Origin of the sequence: Parashewanella tropica (assembly GCF_004358445.1) — a bacterium.
Classification (GTDB): Bacteria; Pseudomonadota; Gammaproteobacteria; order Enterobacterales; family Shewanellaceae; genus Parashewanella; species Parashewanella tropica.
This window is the reverse complement of the sequence record NZ_CP037951.1, coordinates 2,006,743-2,026,110: the sequence shown is the minus strand read 5'-3', so window position 1 is coordinate 2,026,110 and position 19,368 is coordinate 2,006,743. Positions and strand designations below refer to the sequence as shown.

At 38.2% G+C, this 19,368-nt stretch carries 20 protein-coding genes; 6 read left to right on the top strand and 14 right to left on the bottom strand.

What is annotated here, in order from left to right; genetic code table 11:
- Window position 1: 1 nt before the first annotated feature.
- Both E2H97_RS08760 and E2H97_RS08755 read right to left on the bottom strand, forming a co-directional pair.
- A complete protein-coding gene (locus E2H97_RS08760; protein ID WP_133406790.1) occupies window positions 2-1,570 on the bottom strand; it encodes a S41 family peptidase in 1,569 nt (522 codons plus the stop codon).
- A gap of 80 nt (window positions 1,571-1,650) precedes the next feature.
- The gene (locus E2H97_RS08755) at window positions 1,651-2,547 is read right to left on the bottom strand and encodes a gluconeogenesis factor YvcK family protein (protein ID WP_133406789.1); all 897 of its coding nucleotides are present in this window, start codon (window positions 2,545-2,547) and stop codon (window positions 1,651-1,653) included.
- 214 nt (window positions 2,548-2,761) lie between these two features.
- Between E2H97_RS08755 and E2H97_RS08750 the strand changes: the two genes are divergently transcribed.
- The 4 genes from E2H97_RS08750 (at window position 2,762) to E2H97_RS08735 (ending at window position 6,027) form a co-directional block, all read left to right on the top strand.
- Window positions 2,762-3,592: a glucosaminidase domain-containing protein gene (locus tag E2H97_RS08750; RefSeq protein WP_133406788.1), complete on the top strand. Its 831-nt coding sequence runs from the start codon at window positions 2,762-2,764 to the stop codon at window positions 3,590-3,592.
- Window positions 3,570-4,187: a DUF2987 domain-containing protein gene (locus E2H97_RS08745; RefSeq protein WP_133406787.1), complete on the top strand. Its 618-nt coding sequence runs from the start codon at window positions 3,570-3,572 to the stop codon at window positions 4,185-4,187. The genes E2H97_RS08750 and E2H97_RS08745 overlap by 23 nt, the downstream gene beginning before the upstream one ends.
- Window positions 4,188-4,301: 114 nt before the next feature.
- Window positions 4,302-4,802: a hypothetical protein gene (locus E2H97_RS08740; RefSeq protein ID WP_133406786.1), complete on the top strand. Its 501-nt coding sequence runs from the start codon at window positions 4,302-4,304 to the stop codon at window positions 4,800-4,802.
- Between the two features lie 193 nt (window positions 4,803-4,995).
- On the top strand, window positions 4,996-6,027 hold the full coding sequence (locus E2H97_RS08735; protein WP_133406785.1) for a tyrosine-type recombinase/integrase: 1,032 nt from the start codon (window positions 4,996-4,998) through the stop codon (window positions 6,025-6,027).
- Between the two features lie 37 nt (window positions 6,028-6,064).
- Here the strand turns inward: E2H97_RS08735 and ttcA are convergent, their stop codons facing one another.
- The 11 genes from ttcA to ccoN all read right to left on the bottom strand — a co-directional run bounded on the left by ttcA (window position 6,065) and on the right by ccoN (window position 16,157).
- Window positions 6,065-7,021, bottom strand: coding sequence for a tRNA 2-thiocytidine(32) synthetase TtcA (gene ttcA / locus E2H97_RS08730; RefSeq protein ID WP_133406784.1), 957 nt, complete (start codon window positions 7,019-7,021; stop codon window positions 6,065-6,067).
- A gap of 88 nt (window positions 7,022-7,109) precedes the next feature.
- Window positions 7,110-8,039, bottom strand: a complete 930-nt coding sequence (gene uspE, locus E2H97_RS08725) for a universal stress protein UspE (RefSeq protein WP_133406783.1) — start codon at window positions 8,037-8,039, stop codon at window positions 7,110-7,112.
- Between the two features lie 107 nt (window positions 8,040-8,146).
- Window positions 8,147-8,896, bottom strand: a complete 750-nt coding sequence (locus tag E2H97_RS08720; RefSeq protein WP_133406782.1) for an FNR family transcription factor — start codon at window positions 8,894-8,896, stop codon at window positions 8,147-8,149.
- A gap of 103 nt (window positions 8,897-8,999) precedes the next feature.
- Window positions 9,000-9,695, bottom strand: coding sequence for a sulfite exporter TauE/SafE family protein (locus tag E2H97_RS08715; protein WP_133406781.1), 696 nt, complete (start codon window positions 9,693-9,695; stop codon window positions 9,000-9,002).
- The gene (ccoS, locus tag E2H97_RS08710; RefSeq protein ID WP_133406780.1) at window positions 9,682-9,870 is read right to left on the bottom strand and encodes a cbb3-type cytochrome oxidase assembly protein CcoS; all 189 of its coding nucleotides are present in this window, start codon (window positions 9,868-9,870) and stop codon (window positions 9,682-9,684) included. The genes E2H97_RS08715 and ccoS overlap by 14 nt, the downstream gene beginning before the upstream one ends.
- The gene (locus E2H97_RS08705) at window positions 9,867-12,263 is read right to left on the bottom strand and encodes a heavy metal translocating P-type ATPase (protein WP_133406779.1); all 2,397 of its coding nucleotides are present in this window, start codon (window positions 12,261-12,263) and stop codon (window positions 9,867-9,869) included. The genes ccoS and E2H97_RS08705 overlap by 4 nt, the downstream gene beginning before the upstream one ends.
- Window positions 12,264-12,275: 12 nt before the next feature.
- A complete protein-coding gene (locus E2H97_RS08700) occupies window positions 12,276-12,755 on the bottom strand; it encodes a FixH family protein (RefSeq protein WP_133406778.1) in 480 nt (159 codons plus the stop codon).
- Between the two features lie 183 nt (window positions 12,756-12,938).
- The gene (gene ccoP, locus E2H97_RS08695; protein WP_133408604.1) at window positions 12,939-13,916 is read right to left on the bottom strand and encodes a cytochrome-c oxidase, cbb3-type subunit III; all 978 of its coding nucleotides are present in this window, start codon (window positions 13,914-13,916) and stop codon (window positions 12,939-12,941) included.
- A gap of 5 nt (window positions 13,917-13,921) precedes the next feature.
- Window positions 13,922-14,104, bottom strand: a complete 183-nt coding sequence (locus E2H97_RS08690; RefSeq protein WP_133406777.1) for a cbb3-type cytochrome oxidase subunit 3 — start codon at window positions 14,102-14,104, stop codon at window positions 13,922-13,924.
- An 11-nt stretch (window positions 14,105-14,115) separates the two neighbouring features.
- Window positions 14,116-14,721: a cytochrome-c oxidase, cbb3-type subunit II gene (gene ccoO, locus E2H97_RS08685; protein WP_121840491.1), complete on the bottom strand. Its 606-nt coding sequence runs from the start codon at window positions 14,719-14,721 to the stop codon at window positions 14,116-14,118.
- Window positions 14,722-14,732: 11 nt separating this feature from the next.
- Window positions 14,733-16,157 (bottom strand): cytochrome-c oxidase, cbb3-type subunit I, encoded by a 1,425-nt coding sequence (gene ccoN, locus E2H97_RS08680; protein WP_133406776.1) that lies wholly within the window; start codon window positions 16,155-16,157, stop codon window positions 14,733-14,735.
- Between the two features lie 267 nt (window positions 16,158-16,424).
- Here ccoN and E2H97_RS08675 point away from each other — a divergent pair, with 267 nt between their 5' ends.
- Window positions 16,425-16,883 (top strand): hypothetical protein, encoded by a 459-nt coding sequence (locus tag E2H97_RS08675; protein ID WP_133406775.1) that lies wholly within the window; start codon window positions 16,425-16,427, stop codon window positions 16,881-16,883.
- Window positions 16,884-17,024: 141 nt separating this feature from the next.
- Window positions 17,025-18,317, top strand: a complete 1,293-nt coding sequence (locus E2H97_RS08670) for a tyrosine-type recombinase/integrase (RefSeq protein ID WP_133406774.1) — start codon at window positions 17,025-17,027, stop codon at window positions 18,315-18,317.
- 458 nt (window positions 18,318-18,775) lie between these two features.
- Here the strand turns inward: E2H97_RS08670 and E2H97_RS08665 are convergent, their stop codons facing one another.
- Window positions 18,776-19,069, bottom strand: a complete 294-nt coding sequence (locus E2H97_RS08665) for a Bor family protein (protein WP_133406773.1) — start codon at window positions 19,067-19,069, stop codon at window positions 18,776-18,778.
- Between the last annotated feature and the right edge of the window lie 299 nt (window positions 19,070-19,368).

Genomic DNA, 19,368 nt, shown 5'->3' with positions numbered 1-19,368 from the left:
ATTAATTCGCCGAACGTTCAGTAATTATTCTATTTTGTAGCACAAAACGTAAATAATCTTGTGTTGGTTCTTTAATACTTAATTGCTCATTATCACTGTCATTTGTATTAGTCTTACTTGCAAAACCAAAACTGCTCGGAAGACTAGGGCAGGTCTTATTGATACGGTAATCCAATGCTGCTTTTAACATTGCCTCATTCTTATCCCCAAGAGGGTGTCTAAAGTCGTCTTTAACTAGACACCCAGGAACCTGCGTTCCATTCACAACTGGAGATTGATCAGGTTCAAAGCCATCAGCATAGTCACCAAACCCTTTATGGTTAGAGCCTTTAAATTGAACGGTGAAGTACGTTTCACCACAATTATCTTGAGCATAAAAACCATAAGGTTTACCGCAAGTTTTTCCACCAATTTGGACAACATCGACATCAATACCACGTAGTCCATTTATAAAAGCCTCACTTGCAGAACAAGTATCATCTGAGGTTAGTACAAACACTCTATCTAAATTCAATGAAGGTAAGGGCGTTCCATTACTTAATGACAGCCCTTTCCCTGTATTAAAAAAACCGAACGGTAAAATACGTTGGCCTGTAACAGGGTTTGTAGTAGGGTGTTTATCATTAAAAGTGTTCAGCTCAAATGTTTTGTTATTGGTATTAGCGGATCCTGCGACCATGTAAGCCAATTGACTTGCTAATACTAAGTAACCGCCACCGTTATATCGTAAATCAACAACTAAATCCGAAACCTTTTCTGAAGCGAGTTTATCGAACGCTGATTTAAGCTGAGCCTCTGCAGGTCGAATATGCCTATTAAATAGTAAATAGCCAACTTTTCCGGTCGCGGTGTCAAGTGTTTTAACGTTCTGTACTGGTGTTGTTGTAATCTCCTTCGGAGTCAAACTAACGGTATATTGCGTACCATCAACTCTGGCAAATGTAAAATTGTAAGATCTATTTGACGAGTTAGGAGATAACGCTGAATTTAACAACTCAACATCATTAGTGGTAGAAAAGCTTTTACCATTAATTGAGACTATCTCATCTCCTCTCGCTAGTCCATTTTGAGCAGCAGGAGAATTTGGTTCGGTATACGCAATTACAGCTTTTCTAGGAGGAGCTCTATTAATCAGCTCAAACTGGGCACCATAACTTAATGAAACTCCGCCTTGGCTGAGTTTTTGCCACCTCTCAGTAGGCATAGAAAAATGAAATCGATCTTTATTATTCCCACTAGGGGTTTTAGCTGTAGTTTTTAATTGTGCAAAATAGTCTTTTACACTGAAATTAGCAGGATTTTTATCTTCAACTTCTCTATACCAAAGATAAGTATGATCATTCCAAGACCGTAGCCACATTTTTTCATGTTGATCAGAGCCTTGTTTATCTGGGAAATTACCATTTCTGGGCTTAGCGCAAAAATTTTTAAAACTTGCTGCAGGTGAAAATTGGTCCTTTTGCCAAGTTAGAGCACTTGGACCGTTATCATTAGAGTTACTACCTCCACCACAAGCAAATAGACTAGAGAATAATCCAGTTAACAAAATAGAATGATATACTTTTTTCATAAAAAAAACTCCGTTTAGAATACTACATTTTACATATATCAAACCATTTTGAAACATTTCTTATGTTGCGAATTTTTGACTCATGCCACATGTTTTTCAGATAGAGATATATCAGATAAGGCAAAGCGCAGTGAATCTGGACAATGTAGGCCTGTTTCAACATCAATTAATGGTCGTCGTATAATGTTATCTGATTTGTAAAATACAGATGCATTTTCTATTAAATAATCGATTTTTCGATAGTTAAGAAAACCCTCAATATATTGTTTCTTTTGATAAAAAGTAAGATAAGCTGCAGAGCTGTTTTCAACAGTTAGATTATTTATAAATACAAGTCGAGCTTTAGAATTAGAAATGGCTTTAGAGTACGATTCAATAAGCAAGCTGGGAACAACACTGGTAAAAAAGCTACCTGGAGCGAAAATTATTAAATCTGCAGAAGCGATTTTATCCATAACTTCTGTTAAACCTGTTGCTGGCTTAATCAATGATAAAGCCGTTGGGATCATAGGATTCGAATCAATTTGCAACTCACCGACTGTTGACTTGCCATCAGGATAAATGGCTAACAAATCATTTTCAGTCGTAAGCATTGGTAAAATATTAGCTTTAATATTCAACTGGTGCTTGAAATATTCAATAGCACCTAATGGTGTAATAGACTGGGAAAGGTGATGTAGCAGAAGGTTGCCTAACGCATGACCACCGAAGCCTGTTTCTCCTGGGAAACGGTATGAAAATAAATTAGATTGAACTGAGTTAAGGTCGGCAAGACTTTCGATACAATTTCGAATGTCACCCCAAGCTATCGTAGGGCTAACGTTGCGAATTTTACCACTTGAGCCACCGTTATCAGTAGTTGTGACCAGTGCAGTAAGGTTGTTTTCTAAATATGATAATGCTTTTAAAACTTGTCCTAGCCCATGGCCTCCGCCAATCGCTACAACCTTACAGCTTTTGGGTAATCTATTATCCAAACCATTTTCCTTGGCAAATGTAAACTAAATCCAGTTAGTTAGGTGGTCTTGAACCAATTATGTCGACGATTATAACGATGGGAATTTCATTTTTCTATAGGTATATAGAGCTATTTAATGTTGTGGTTACAAATCTCACATCATCTGCTTTATGGTTAGCTTAAAATTAAATATAATATGTTCAATCATGTTAGAAATCATTAAGGGGTATTGCTTGAGAACAGGAAAAGTCGGAAAGTATATTCTTGCATTAGGTACAAGTGTGGTACTCCTTTATGGATTTAGAGTTGTTTTTATTTCTACTGAAAACACTCATGAGACTCAAGACAGCCTTGCGATAAAGAAAAACAAAGTAGAAACACAACCCTTTCCTGATTTTTCAGCAATTAAAGAAACAGCAAAGCGAAAAGAAGCTTTTTTTAATTTCATTCGTCCTGCGGTTCGGAAGCAAAACCAACTTATCCGTTCAGACAGAAAGTTTATCGTCGGAATCAAAAAGCAACTGGACAACAGTGAGAACTTGAGTGATGGCGAACAAGCAAAACTAAACCGCATTGCCAACAAATATAACTTCAGTTTTCAAAGAGTAAATGACCAAGCTTTTTCAGATTTATTAAGCAGAGTCGATACTGTCCCTGAAGCACTTGTTTTAGTACAGGCTGCAAATGAATCAGGGTGGGGGACATCGCGATTTGCTCGAAAAGGGAATAACTTTTTTGGTCAATGGTGCTTTGTTAAAGGGTGTGGGTTAATTCCAAGCTCCCGCCAAGAAGGGCTAACACATGAAGTTGCTGTATTTAAGACTGTCGATGATTCAATCGCATCATATATGAATAATCTAAATACGAACGCGGCTTATGATTTATTTCGACGGATAAGATCTGATCTCCGCTCTGAAGGGAATCAACCAACTGCAGCTAAATTAGTGTATGGGTTAATTAATTATTCAGAGCGTCAAGATGATTATATCGACGAGCTATTAAGTATGCTACGTCATAACAAGCAATATTTGGATGTAAATAATGTTAAAAAAGCTATTAATTAGTAGTTTACTCTTTACCAGTTTAGGCGTGAGCGCTGGCGAAATTTCATTAGAATATAAAGGATTTTACGATAGATTAAAGCGAGTCAATAAAAACGATTACAGCCTGATCACTATCGCTTTTTATGTGCCGAATAGCCAAGACTGTAAAATTTTATCTGGAAAAATTGCAACAGAGAAGAAAACATACCCTCTTGTTTATACTCATGATCAACAACTACTTTTGCCATATGACGAAAAGCTAAAATCTAATAGGGCTCTGATTCAATTAGAATTAGCTGGAGATTCGAGTAAATGTGGTATCCAAATGCAAATAGCTTCAAAAACGAAGCAAAAGCATTATACAGGAACCAGTTTAAAGCAAATGTATAATGAAATGGATGACCTCTATGCCGATCTTCAAGGCTTTCCAATGAAGTATTTCAGCAAAGGGATAACAGGAATAACGTTTAAATTTAATAGTGCTACATCAGTTAAAATCAATGACAAACCTCAAGAAATAAAAGATAAGTTTGTATTAAGCAAAGCTCAATTACAAAACTTAACTCGACTGGATTTCAATAATAGTCCCGTTCGCATCAGCCCATGGTTTGATTAACTTTCAATTCACGCCCCTTATTAATAAACTTGCTAAGTTATTTCTTGGCAAGTTTATACCAAAAAAATCAAATCCTTGATAACATGGTTTAACCATTTTAATTAGGGTGATTTGATGTCTGACTCATACCAACCACAATCATGGAATTATCATTTTGGCGCACCTAAAGCAGGTCGTAAGTTATGGCTAATTAAACCAGAAGAGATTAATTTCTTAATTCCATTGGTACTTAAAACAGCTAAAGAACACCTAGATCCTAAAAAGTCACATCTATTTATTGATCCAACGTCTAATTACAAAATAAATAGTGATTCGTGCTTACATTTATCTAAATTGCTTAACGAAGTTTTAAATCGAAAAAAGAGCAATAAAGAATTCTTACCCCAACTTGGTGCTGCGAATGAAGACATCAATCGATTCTTTAGTGATGACGGGTGGCGACACATTCGAAAAGAGTATCAACAAATCTTAAAAAGAAATAAAAAGTCCCATATCGAAATCCCAAATGATATTTTACAGCGACTTAAAGAATATCAACAGACAAATGGTTTTTCAGATTATGGTCAAACCATTGATGAGCTGTTGGAATTAGCTAAAGTGAATGTTAACGACTAAAAGCTTCACTTTAACCTTTCACATAAACATTATGTCCTTAAAGCTTTAAATAGTTTTATTTGTAGCTAACTTTATCTTGAATATCTTACAGATTTAATTTGTGGTTATACCATTTTATACAGCTATTGATCGCTGATCATTAACTATGTACTATAACTGCAATTATCGATCGTAATATTTGTTGAGTATAATAATGCAGCGATTTTTGTCTAAAACTGCTATAAATTCCATCAATCAAGAACATAGTGATTTACAACTGAGTAAACTTCCAAATGCATTGTTAGAAAACGCAAGAAAGGCCGCATCACAGCAAGTATATAGACGATCAGAAAATACAATAAAATCCTATTCTTCAGCGTGGAACAACTTTACTCAATTTTGCCAAATACATGGTTTTAATTCGCTACCAGCTATTCCTGAAGTTGTCCTTGCCTATCTTGGTCAAGAAATGACTCGTCTTCATATTGGTAACTTCAATGGAGAGCCATCTGCAAGACAGTTAAGTAATAGTGCAATAAGTATTAGAGTCGCTGCCATTAGGCATTTTCATATTGAACATGGATTTAACACTCCAACCAATCACCCTGAAATTATAAAATCTTTAGAGGGTTTTCGTCGTAACCATTATAGACAACTGATGTACGATGAAAAAAAACCACTACTTAATAATGAATTAGAAAAAATCATTAACGTAATAAAATCGGAATCTCGGCAACTCATAAAACATCGTGATTTAGCATTACTCACGCTATTAAGAGCTGGCGGATTTCGTAGAAGTGAAATCGTAAAATTAACCACTGATAGTTTATTTTTCAGAGGAGATGCATTAGTGGTAACAATGCGATTCACAAAGACGAATCAAGCAGGTAAGAGTGAAATAAAAATACTCCCTAATGACGAATCTTTCGCACCGTATCATTATGTTGAAGATTGGCTACAAGTTAGTGGCATAACCCAAGGGCCAATTTTTAGAAGTTTGGCTACAAATGGTCTTAGTCTTAAACAAAATAATAAAAATGAGTTTCCAGCAATTAGCGCCGCTGATGTAAATCGTATTTTAAAAAAGTACTTAAAAAAAGCGGGGTTAGATGAACGCCAATTTGGGGCTCATAGCGCAAGAAGTGGCATTGTTACTCAGATGGGAATTGATAACGTAGGGATTATGAAAATCCAATCTCGAACAGGTCATAAAGATTTGAGAATGTTAGCGACCTACAACAAATAAAGCCCGAACCCATCGGGCTTTTATTCAACGTAGCCTTTTATGGCTTAAACGTATTTACAATATCAATTCGTTTTGAAATATCTAAATTAATGTGGCCATTGTTATTTACGTCAGTAAAGTCGAATGCTGGTAAGTCTGCATCAGCTACAGCTCCAGCTCCAGTATTTTTCGCATTTGGATCACGAGTAAGTGACACAAAATCAAACTGTTCTCTATCCAAGCCTTGTGAAGGTGCAGTATTTTGCATCGCGGTAAAAATAGTTTCAATACGACCAGGGTGCTGGCGATCCCACTGCTTAAGCATATCTTTTACAGCTTGGCGTTTTAAGTTTTCCTGCGAGCCACATAAATTACATGGAATTATTGGAAACCCTTTTAATTCAGCATATTCAGCAATATCTTTTTCACGACAATAGGCTAGGGGGCGAATAACCACATTGGCGCCATCATCTGATAATAGCTTTGGTGGCATAGCCTTCATTTTCCCACCATAGAACATATTCAAGAATAGAGTTTCAATTATGTCGTCACGATGGTGACCGAGTGCAATTTTTGTCGCGCCAATATGTTGGGCAAAACCATATAATGTTCCACGTCTCAAGCGAGAGCAAAGTGAACAGGTGGTTTTCCCTTCTGGTATTTTTTCTTTAACGATACTATAGGTATCTTTTTCAAGGATATGATAGGCAATGCCTAATTTATCAAGATAATCGGGTAGTATGTGCTCTGGAAAACCTGGCTGTTTCTGATCTAAATTTACAGCTATGATTTCAAAGTTAATAGGTGCGCGTTGTTGTAAGTTTATTAAAATATCAAGCATGGCATAACTGTCTTTACCACCAGAAAGACAACACATAATCCGATCACCATCTTCAATCATGTTATAGTCAGCAATGGCATTACCCACTTCACGACGTAACTTTTTTTGTAGTTTATTTTGTCGTGTTTGCTGCTTCTTTGATAATTCTGAAATGGCTTCTGATTGTTGAGACATAAAAAAACGCGCCTTGCTTATTACTTAAGGCGCGTATTATTCCAGTAAAGGGAAGGATGGTAAAGGTTTACTACTACTTTCCTTGATCTTAACTCGACTTAATAGGTGAAATAAAACCGTCGGGTTTTAACGCTAATAAATCACAATTGATATTATCAATGACATGTTCTGCAGTATTGCCAATTAAAGCCGCTGAGATACCTGTTCGTCCGATTGTGCCTAAAATCACTAATTCGGCACATAATTCTTCCGTTAATTCAGGAATTACATCTTCAGGCAAACCTTCAAGTACATGGCAATGTTCATTCGGAATATTAAATTGCTGCGCGACTTTACTAAGCGCTTCAGCATGCTGCTCTTTCATCGACTCATTGTAATTAACCATATCAAAATCAGGTAATTCGATAGCGATATTTACTGGTGTTCCTGGATAAGCGTTAACTAAGTGAACTTCAGCATTGAATTGATTAGCTATGAACTGAGCGTGTTCGATAATTGAATGAGTTAAGTGACGATGGCTATCGTCTTCTTCTAAGTTTATAGCGCAAATTATTTTGCCGCCACTGAACCAGTTTTGTTCTTTGACTAATAACACTGGCTCAGGAGCTTTGCGCATTAAGTGCCAGTCTGTGGGAGTAAAGATAACTGACTTTAATTTATCGTGTTCATGCGTACCTTTGATTATCACATCAAAGTCGCCCTCAATAGCGAGCTCAATAATGCTTTCGAAAGGGCGGTTATGCCAAATGACTTCTTTCGATATTTCTATTCCGTCAGTGGGATAGGTATCTATGAGATCGTTTAACCAAGCACGTCGTTGTTCAATTACACCGTTGCGCATAGCATCTCTTTCTTCGATGGAAAGAATTGATGTCATTTCATAAGAAAGGTCAAAAACAGAATGGAAGACAGTAATTTTAGAGTTATTTTGCTTAGCGAGCTCAATCGCTCGCTCTAGTGCTATTTGGTGTTCAGTGGTTGGATCGATAACAACAAGTAAACTTTTAAATTTATGCATAATTCCCTCCATACCTATTAGTTCATATTTTAGTTAATCGACAAGTATACGCCAATGGTATTGTCGCTAATATGGAGGGTAACTTATTGTCTTAAATCAAAATTATGCTATTTAACTACTCGAGTAGTACCCGCCATTTTTTTCAATTCGTCAAAATTCAAAATTGTGATGTATTTCCCATTTACTTCGATCAATTCTGATTTTTGAAAACGCCCAAGAATACGACTGATAGTCTCAACTGTTAAGCCAAGGTAATTACCAATATCCGTTCTTGTCATTGTTAAACGGAATTCTTTTGGTGAAAAACCACGACTACCGTATCTGCTTGCTAGTGTGCTAATAAACGCAGCAAGTCTCTCTTCAGCACTCTTTTTACTCAGTAACAAAATCATGTCTTGATCATTCATGATCTCACTACTCATCAATTTCAAAATTTGCTGACGAAGTTTTGGCATCTTAGACGAAAGATCATCAAGAGTAGTGAATGGGATTTCACAAACCATTGATGTTTCAAGTGCCTGAGCAAAACTTTGATGTTGGTTTTGGTTAATACCATCAAAACCGATTACATCACCCGGTAAATGGAAACCAGTAATTTGCTCTTCACCTTGTTCAGTAATTGTAAAGCTTTTAATTGTTCCCGAACGGATAGCATATAAACACTTAAGACCATCGCCAGACTTAAAAACCTGCTCACCTTTTTGGATTGGTTTCTTTCTCTCAATAATGCTGTCTAATTGATCTAGCTCATTGCTATTAAGTGCTACAGGGATGCATAATTCACTCATGCTGCAATCATGGCAATGAATGGTGCAACCAACATGAGACCTTTGATTTTTCTTTAGTTCTATAGCCATGGCTGTTCCAGTAGTTCTCTATAATTCTAATAGTTATGTAAAACAGGTTATTGAAGATGCGGTATTCCAATGTGCATCATTCACAAAAATAGGTCAGATTGTCTTAAAGTTGATTAAAAGCAACCCAAAGTGTATGAACACCGAAACTTGCTACCATCAAGCCGCTTAACAATCTAACTTGTTTCTTTTGTACCCAGTTAGAAATGGTACGAGAGGCAATTCCAACACTTAATAGTGCGGGCATTGTTCCTAGCCCAAACGCAAACATAATGAGGGCACCATTATATATTGATCCACTCGCTACAGACCAAGTTAGGGTAGAGTACACAAGGCCACAAGGCAGCCACCCCCAAACCATACCAGCAATTAACGCTTTAGACACGGTTTCAATAGGAAGTAAATTAGTGGCAACCGGTTTTAAATATTGCCAAAAAAAACTTCCCAATTTCTCAATTTTGGTTAAACCTTGCCAAATTGAACTGAGGTATAAGCCTGTGATGAGCATCATTATTCCAGCAAAAATTCTGAGAATAATCAAGTAATGGTCGATATTGAACAAGCCTTTAAGACTTGCTGCCGCGCCACCAAGTAAAGCACCGGCAATAGTGTAACTCATTATGCGACCAATATTATAACTGAATATCAGTTTTAACTGCTTTAATAATAAGTTTTCGCCGACTTGGATTTTTTGAGGGGAATTACTAGAAAGTGCAGCCATCAAACCACCGCACATACCAAAACAGTGTGCTGCTCCCATAATCCCGACTATGAAAGCGGCAACAAAATCATAATCTGTCATTGGATTTATCTGCTTTAGTGTTAGCAGACTCGCTTTCATCATCTTCAAATAAGATTGATGAGCCTTGTCTATCTAAATCATCAAACTGTTCAGACTTCACTGCCCAGAAAAACACCGCAACGGCAATTGCAACGAAAATCATTGCGATGGGAATTAATACGTAGATGATACTCATTTTGCGTCCTTCAAAAGTCTTAGGCTGTTGCTTACTACAATCAGTGAACTTGCAGACATACCAATTGCCGCAACATAAGGGGCAATATTACCACTCATTGCAAGCGGAAGGACAATCAAGTTGTAACCTAAAGCCCACATCAAGTTCTGTTTGATTAATCGAGTAGTTTTACTGGCAACATCAATGGCATCAACAAAACGAGAGAGCTTGTCACCTAATAGAATTAAATCAGCGCTATTTTTAGCGATTGCCGTACCACTGCCCATAGCAATAGACAAATCAGCCCCCGATAATACAGGCGCATCATTAATGCCATCACCAAACATTGCAACTTTTTCATTAGCAGATTGAAGATCTTTTACGAAACTCAACTTATCACTCGGTGTTAACCCAGCACGTACATCGTTGATACCTAATGATGATGCAACAGCATGAACATGACCGGATTGATCACCACTCGCGATCGATAAATACAATTTATGCTGCTTCAACTGCTTGATACTGGATTGTGCATCTTCACGTATTTCGTCAGATAATGTTACTTCTGCAATTAAGTCATCATCCCTTAATAATGAGATCATTTGCTGAGTTGAGGCTTTGCCGTTTGCTGATACTGCTTTTCCAACAAAGTAATGGTTACCATTGATGAAGCCACTAATACCTTTGCCTACATGATGTTCAACATCAGTCACAGGAAAACGTTTTAGCTCTAAGTGATCTCTAAAAGCTTTAGCAATTGGGTGCTCAGAACCTTGCTCAAGTGCGGCAATATGATTGAGAACGCTCTCTTTAGATACAGAGTTATCATGAATCATAACACTATGTATTTGCAGGCGACCATAGGTGAGGGTACCTGTCTTATCAAATACTACGTGTTTAATCTTTGGAAGGGTTTCAAATACGCCTGATTTACGAGTGATGATGCCCAGCTTGGTAAACATCGCCGTGGCACAAGTAACTGCTGTCGGTGTAGCCAACGCGAGTGCACAAGGACAGGTAGCAACAAGGACGGATAGTGTTACCCAAAATGCATCTTCTGGTGAAATAAAAAAGTGCCAAACAAGATAAGTGATAAGGCTTAAAGTTAATACGGCAGCAGAAAAGTAACGAGATAACTTATCGACAATTAATGCGATTGCAGGGCGATTGTTTGAAGCAAATTCTTGTAAGCGAATGATTTCAGATACGAACTGCTCACTTCCAATTGCATTTACTTTGACTTGTACAGGTTGTTCAACATTAATTGTACCTGCGAAAACTTGCTGCTCACATCCTTTAGTCAACGGTAAATGTTCACCAGTCAACATAGATTCATTAAAGCTTGAAACACCTTCAACGATAATGCCATCAGCGGCAACCACCTCACCGGGTTTTACTAAAATAACATCGTCAACTTTTAATTGCTTAGCAGCAACCTCTATGTGTTCTTTATCGTTAATTAATGTAGCTGTTAATGGTATAAGCTTATGTAAATTACTAGAGCTCACAGATGCTTTTTGCTTGGCCTTCTGTTCAAAATAGCGACCTAATAATAGGAAGAAGGTAAACATTGAAACAGATTCAAAATACACCTCTCCAACGCCATGATAAGTCGCGAAGCAACTCGCTATAAACGCACCACCAATGGCAATCGATACAGGTACATCCATATTAATTCGACCAGATAACAACGACCGAACTGCACTAAAATAAAACGGTTGAGCAGAGTAGAGGGCTACTGGGGCTGCAAAAATCATACTTACCCAGCGAAAATAGTCACGGAACTCTGTATCAAGATCGGTAAAATAGCCCGTGTACAACGCAAGTGCGAACATCATCACTTGCATAGTAGAAAAACCGGCAAGGCCAAGTCTCAACAAAAATTGCTTACTAGACCGTTTCGCTTTAGCTTCTTGCTCATCCACTTGATATGGTGCTGCAACGTAACCAATCGCGCTGATTTGCTGCAAAATATCACTGAGCTTAAGTTGATTTTTGTCCCAAGAAATTAAGGCGCGCTGTGTGGTTGAGTTCACCATTGCTTTTTGTAACCCGCGAAGCGGCTTAAGTTTGTGCTCAATTAACCAAGCGCAAGCGGCACAAGTAATACCATCAATAGAAAGCGAGACTGTTTGAATGTCAGTATCATCAGAATGAACAAACTCTTGTTGAACTTCATCTAAATCGTAAGCGCTAAAGCTATTGAGTTCGTCTGGAACTAATTCAGATTGTTTGGTACCAGGCTCTGTGCGGAATTTATAATAATTTTTAAGCCCAGCATCCATGATTGCTTGAGAAACAGCTTGGCAACCAATACAACACATTGGCTGAGGTTGATTATTAATTTCAGTCGTTAGATCGACAGAAGCGGGGACTGATTCCCCGCAGTGGTAACATTGCTTATCTTGGCTCATAGTGATTTATAACTAGTTTAACCAGCTTTCAACGCCATCTTTTAGCGTAATGCGCTTCTTTAAGCGCCAAGATTTGTCAAAACCTTCAATTTGTACAACCCAATCACCATTTAACGGTTGTTTTGGATCAATTCTGTAAATTGAGTTTCCATCAGCTGAGGCCAGAACATTGAAGTCTTTTTCTTCGATAGTTGGATGGTAAAAATCTACGGCTAACGCTGCTTTGTATGGAGTGCCACCGTGCTGCTGGATCAGAATTTCATTGTTTTTAACCATAATAGAAAATTGTAAGCCCATGGCACGAGCTTTTTGTTCTCTATGTTTATCTTGGTTAATGCCTTTACCTTTCTTGTAATAGTCATCGACGACAACAGTATCAGAATATTTTGCAGCGATCATTAATGTAGCGATACTCGCTGCAACCACGGTTAGCGGAAGAATAATTAAAAACCAAGGCCAGAATTGCTTGTACCAAGCTGTAGGTGTATCCATTTTTATACTCTTAATTCATAATCTTTAAAGCTCATTTTACTGAGGCTTTATACAACAAAATCCCTAGGCAGGGCTAGGGGAAATCCAATAACAAAAAATGTCTGTGAATAATTCTTTGGTATTAAATCTATTTATTCATAAAACTTAAAAAAGGCCTCGGATTATCGAGGCCTTTTTATAACGTTACTTCTTATCTTGATGAGATAAGCTGTAAACGTAAGCAGTAATAACGTGGACTTTTTCCTCGCCTAGAATATCTTTCCAAGCTGGCATTACACCACTACGGCCATTCGTGATACTTTCAAGAATCGCCTTACGAGAACCACCATAAACCCAAGCTTTATCTTTTAGGTTTGGAGCACCCATAAATTTATTACCAGAACCGTCCATACCGTGACAAGCAAAACAGCCTTTCATGAATGATGCATGACCTTGAGCTGCAAGCTCTTTGTCACCTTCACGACCGTTTAAGGTAAAGATGTATTCAGTTAACGCTTTCAACTCACTATCTTGGATAGGTAGGCCACCTTTAGGAGGCATCATACCGTTACGACCATTCATGATAGAAGTCTTGATCGTCGCTAAGTCACCACCGTATAACCAAGAGTTATCAGTTAGGTTAGGGAAGCCTTTAGCACCACGAGCATCTGAACCGTGACACTGAGCACAGTTTTGTACGAACAGACGCTTACCAACGTTTAACGCTTCTTTATCCTTAACTAACTCTTCAAGAGGTGTTTTTAAGTATGCTGCGAAGATAGGGCCGTATGTTTCATCAGCCTTTTTCATTTCAGCATCATACTGAACGTAACGACCTTCTTTAGCTGCAAGCTCAGTTGCCGCTTTAGAGTCTTCTTTAATACCTTTTTCGTAACCAACGCTTTGGTTAGAACTGTTCCACTGAAGCAGTCCTTTATAGTTACCTAAACCTGGGTATAACGCCAAGTAAGATAAACCAAACACGATAGTGATTAGGTACATGTACTTCCACCACTTAGGTAGTGGATTGTTTAGTTCTTCGATGCCGTCGAAAGAGTGTCCCATGGACTTTCCTTCTTCAACATCTGTGTGGTTTTTGTTACACAGTTGCAGCAAAATAAAGCAGGCTGCAATTACAAATAATGTAATAACTGTGATCCAAACACTCCAGAAGCTACTCATTAACATTATTTTTGCTCTCCTGAGTCCTTATTGTTTTCCTTCTTAGATGATTCCTCATCTGAAAACACAAGGTTAGCCGCCTCATCAAAATTCTTTTTCTGACGCGAGCTATAAGCCCAAGCGAATATACCGATAAAGACGATCATTACAATGATGGTCAAAATTCCTTGTAATGTGCCGTAATCCATATATTGCCTCCTTATTTAAGGGCGTGCCCCAATGACTGTAGATATGCAATCAGTGCCTGCATTTCAGTTTTACCTTCAACTGCAGCTTTTGCACCTTTAATATCTTCATCTGTGTATGGCACTCCGAAGTTACGGAAGATTTCCATCTTGTCAGCAGTCAACTTGCCGTCAAGCTTGTTGTCCATTAACCATGGGAATCCAGGCATGTTTGACTGAGGAACCACTGCACGTGGGTCAATCAAATGCACTTCGTGCCATTTGTCACTGTAACGACCGCCAACACGGGCTAGATCAGGACCAGTACGCTTAGAACCCCATTGGAATGGGTGATCCCAAACAGACTCACCAGCAACAGAGTAGTGTCCGTAGCGCTCAGTTTCTGCGCGAAGTGGACGGATCATCTGACTGTGACAGTTATAACAACCTTCACGGATGTAGATATCACGGCCTTCAAGTTCTAGTGCAGTGTAAGGACGTAAGCCTTCAACTGGAACTGTAGTATCTTTTTGGAAAATCAACGGAGTGATTTGAACCAAGCCACCGAAGCTAATAGCAATAACGGTAAAGATACCAAGCAGACCGATGTTCTTTTCAATAAATTCGTGATTAAATTTCATCGTTCTGCTCCTTATGCTTCTGCTTTCTCTAACGAACCTTCAGGCGCTTTAACAGTCTTAATAACGTTATATGCCATTAGGAACATACCGAATAAGAAGAATGCACCACCCAAGAAACGTACGAAGTAGAATGGGTATGAAGCTTCGATACTTTCTACAAAGCTATAAGTTAGAGTACCGTCAGAGTTAACAGCACGCCACATCAGACCTTGCATTACACCAGAAATCCACATAGATACGATGTAAAGAACAGTACCGATAGTCGCTAACCAGAAGTGAACGTTAACAAGGTTATTGCTATACATACGACCTTGGTTAAATAGAACAGGGATCAAGTGGTATAGAGAACCGATTGAAACCATAGCAACCCAACCAAGAGCACCAGAGTGAACGTGACCAACAGTCCAGTCAGTGTAGTGAGATAGAGCGTTTACAGTCTTGATAGACATCATTGGACCTTCGAAGGTAGACATACCGTAGAAAGACAGAGATACAATCAAGAAACGTAAAATTGGGTCAGTACGTAGTTTATGCCATGCACCAGATAGCGTCATGATACCGTTGATCATACCACCCCAAGATGGAGCAAATAGGATCAAAGACATCACCATACCTAAAGACTGAGTCCAGTCAGGTAGGGCAGTGTAGTGCAAGTGGTGAGGACCAGCCCAAATGTATAGTGCGATAAGCGCCCAGAAGTGAACGATAGATAGACGATAAGAATATACTGGACGTTCAGCTTGCTTAGGAACGAAGTAATACATCATACCTAGGAAACCAGCCGTCAGTAGGAAACCTACCGCATTGTGACCGTACCACCATTGAACCATCGCATCTACAGCACCAGCATAAATAGAGTACGACTTCATCGCACTTACTGGAATTGCCATAGAGTTAACAATGTGCAACACGGCTACGGTAATAATGAAAGCACCGAAGAACCAGTTCGCAACATAAATATGTGAAGTGGTTCGTTTAATAATGGTACCAAAGAATACAATCGCATATGCCACCCAGACGATGGTGATTGCGATATCAATTGGCCACTCAAGTTCAGCATATTCTTTACCACTGGTGAAACCAAGAGGCAGAGAGATTGCTGCAGAAAGAATGATTGCTTGCCAACCCCAGAATGTAAACGCTGCTAATTTAGGAGCGAACAAACGAGTTTGACAGGTACGTTGAACTACATAGTAGGACGTAGCAAAAAGGGCTGAAGTACCGAACGCGAAAATCACGGCGTTAGTGTGCAGAGGTCTAAGACGACTGTACGTTAGCCATGGAGTATCGAAGTTCAATGCAGGCCAGATCAACTGAGCTGCAATAAGAACACCGACGGCCATACCAACAATACCCCACAAAACAGTGGTAAGGGCAAATTGGCGGACAACGGTGTAATTGTAATCAGCGCCTGTAGGCTGGGAATGGTTCATCATATTGCTTCCACTGCTTATTACTTTTACTTATAGTTTTAGGTAGAGCAAAGCTATACCTGGTTAAATTAATGCCAAATCGAATGTTTTATATTCAAAAAAACGAAAGGGCATTGCTGCGTAGCTTGCACAACGGTTATAAAGGTTTGCGAAGCAGTGCTATTTTACTAAAGGCACCGTCAAAAAGATACCTATGACTAAGTATCAAAATTGATCTGGATCATATTTGAGACCAGAATGTGAGCGAAAACTCTTAAAGGGCAATTTATTGTGCGCGATATGACAACTTTTAGAATTTTATTAATTTTAATCATAGGGTTAGGGCTAAGCGCCTGCGGTCAAAATGACAAGAAAGACATGGTTAAAAGCAGTGTAGATCCTACTTTATGCAGTTTTTTGGACAATTCGTGCACAAAATTAACCAAAGGTGTTAATTTTACAATAAAAATCACTCCAGAAGGGGTGCCAAGTGAGAAGGAATTATATTTAAGTTTAACTGCCGATAAAACGCTCACTAATATACAGGCAAGAATAGAGGGAAGGGATATGTTTATGGGAATTATCCCAATTAGCTTATCTCAAACAGAATCAGGCACCTATAATAGTGAGTTTATGCTTGGTTCATGTGCCAGTGGTTATATGGTGTGGCGACTATTTATTAACGCTGAACATAAAGGGCAACAAATAAGTACATATTTTGATTTTCTTGCTGATAACCAGCAAAAGTAGATACATTGTTTTATAAAAAGAACAAAACTAACAAAGTTAAAAATTGTGTAACAGCTCACAAAAGCTTAATCGCAGCTGACAAGTAAAATCATCACTTAATGCCGATAATCACCGTTATCGGCAATTCACATAAGAACTCAAATGAACTCACAGCCACCAGTACTTCCTTTATTCGACAAGCCTGAATATATCATTGAGGGCAATCCAACGATTAATCAATACATCACAAATGTCAGTCTTTCCTCAGTAGAAGATGCAAGCTTATTACTAGAACATGCAACGGATTGGCTCTATGAAGAAAGGTACAGTGAGAATAACTACAAAGCCTATAGAAGTGAGATCACCACATTTTTTCACTGGTGTTTCGATGTTGCTAAGCTATCACCAGCTCAGATGACGCGAAAAGATATGGCAAAGTACATTGATTACTGCCAGCAACCACCAATTGATCTGATAGGCTACTTTAACGTTGCGCAGTTCAAAGGAAAGGACACTGAGCAGCGTCTGCCAAACCCCAATTGGCGGCCATTTATTGGCAAAAAGAACAATGGAAAGCCCATACCTTATGTATTAAGTGATAATGCCTTAAAAACAAAAATTGCCATTTTATCGTCGTTTTATAACTATCTGATCACGGAGGAATATTGTGAGCGAAACTTAGCTCAAATATGGCTTAATCACAGCCGGTTTGGTAAGAAAAATAGCTACAAAATGGACTCGTCAGACGAAAAGTTGCCCATTTTTACAGAGCTACAATGGTCTTATGTAATCTCTACAGTACAAAAGCTGGCTGCCGAAAACCCAAATGTTTACCAAAGACACCAATTTTTACTTCAATTACTTTATAGCTGCTATTTACGAATATCTGAAGTTTCAGCACGTGCTGGCTATTCACCAGTAATGGGCCAATTCAAGCAAAACCAACAAACTGGTGTATGGATGTTTTACATACCACAAAGTAAAGGCGGAAAAAAACGCAGTGTAACTGTATCCAAATCTTTATTGTCTGCGCTTGTTAGTTATCGAAAATTTCTTGGGTTAACAGAATTACCAAGCTTTAATGAAAACACACCTTTATTTATTCGACACCGTGCATCAGGGCGTGGACGTGAGCAAGGCATCCTAAATGCTAACTTAGGAATACGCCAAGTCAGAGACGATGTACAAACTATAATTAATTTCGCTGCGGATAATGCACAAACAGATGGTTTTGAATTAGACGCGCAGCAAATGCGAGAACTGAGTGCCCATAATATTCGCCACACAGGAATAAGCCACGACTTAAACTTAAATCAACGACCGTTAGCACACGTACAAGCCGATGCTGGACATGAAAGTATCGACACCACAAGTTTATACATTCACACCGCAGACATCGAACGTGCTCAAAGTGCAGCATCAAAACCCATGGATCATTTAGCCGGTATAAATTGAAAAACCTAAAGTGACGCTATGTGAATATTTCAGTAGTAACTGTGCCACAATCTAGAAGTATGCACGTAGCGCACGATTCAAACACGAGCATTTAGAGTGATTTATCTTCAATTCTTATTCTTAGAATGATTACACACAAATATACGTACAATCTATATTATGTTAAATAGAGTGCCTAAAAATGCGTTTTTGCATTTGACATGTGTGGATTGTCACTCAGATTCAGATTTTCCGGCATGCTCAGAATCCCCTACTTTGTTTGCCATCAAAATTTTTTGTCTGCATTAATAACAGTAAATGCTATTTCAATAAATCGAGTTAATGCTTTCTCAGGTATAAAGTCCTTATAAAGTTTTAGAGGGCTTATCTTTATGACTTTCCACCACTAACTATTGAATTTTAAAGACGGTTTCGAAAGAGGCGATGTTAGCTAAAACATCGCCCTTGAGAAGTTTTACTTATGATTTGCAATAAACCTTTGCATCACGTGGCGTGTAAATGCCAAATGTTACCAAACCAAGTAGACCGTTCACAAAAGTATGTTGCGCTTCAACTTTAATTACCTTATTTACACCACCACACACTTCTGCGGCATCGATAATTTGCTCTTGGCCTAGACCACTAATAAAAAAATGTTGAGAGGCTTGTTGTGTCGGAATCTCACCATTTTTACCATTAATATTGAAGGTTTGAGCTGCACAACCTGATAGGAGCGCAGTACATACTAAAACACTCGCTAACTTAAATTTCATAAATATTCCTTAATTATAATTTTTGCCCTACTAATTAACCTCACACTCCGGGCAGTGAGTATAAGCATAAAAAGATAACAGTGTGATTAAGAGGAATTAGTCCTCATTTTATAAAATGGATCTCATTCAGCCTTATCTTCATAGGTGTATATAAAACAAATAAATCAAATAATTACATTTACCTTATTTCCACTAGAGAAATTAAGCACGCTAACGAACTGGGTATTTGATTGAAATGTGAAATCCAGTCTAGTGATTGATATTTTGCTTGAAGATAGTAGCGCAAAATTCAATTTCTT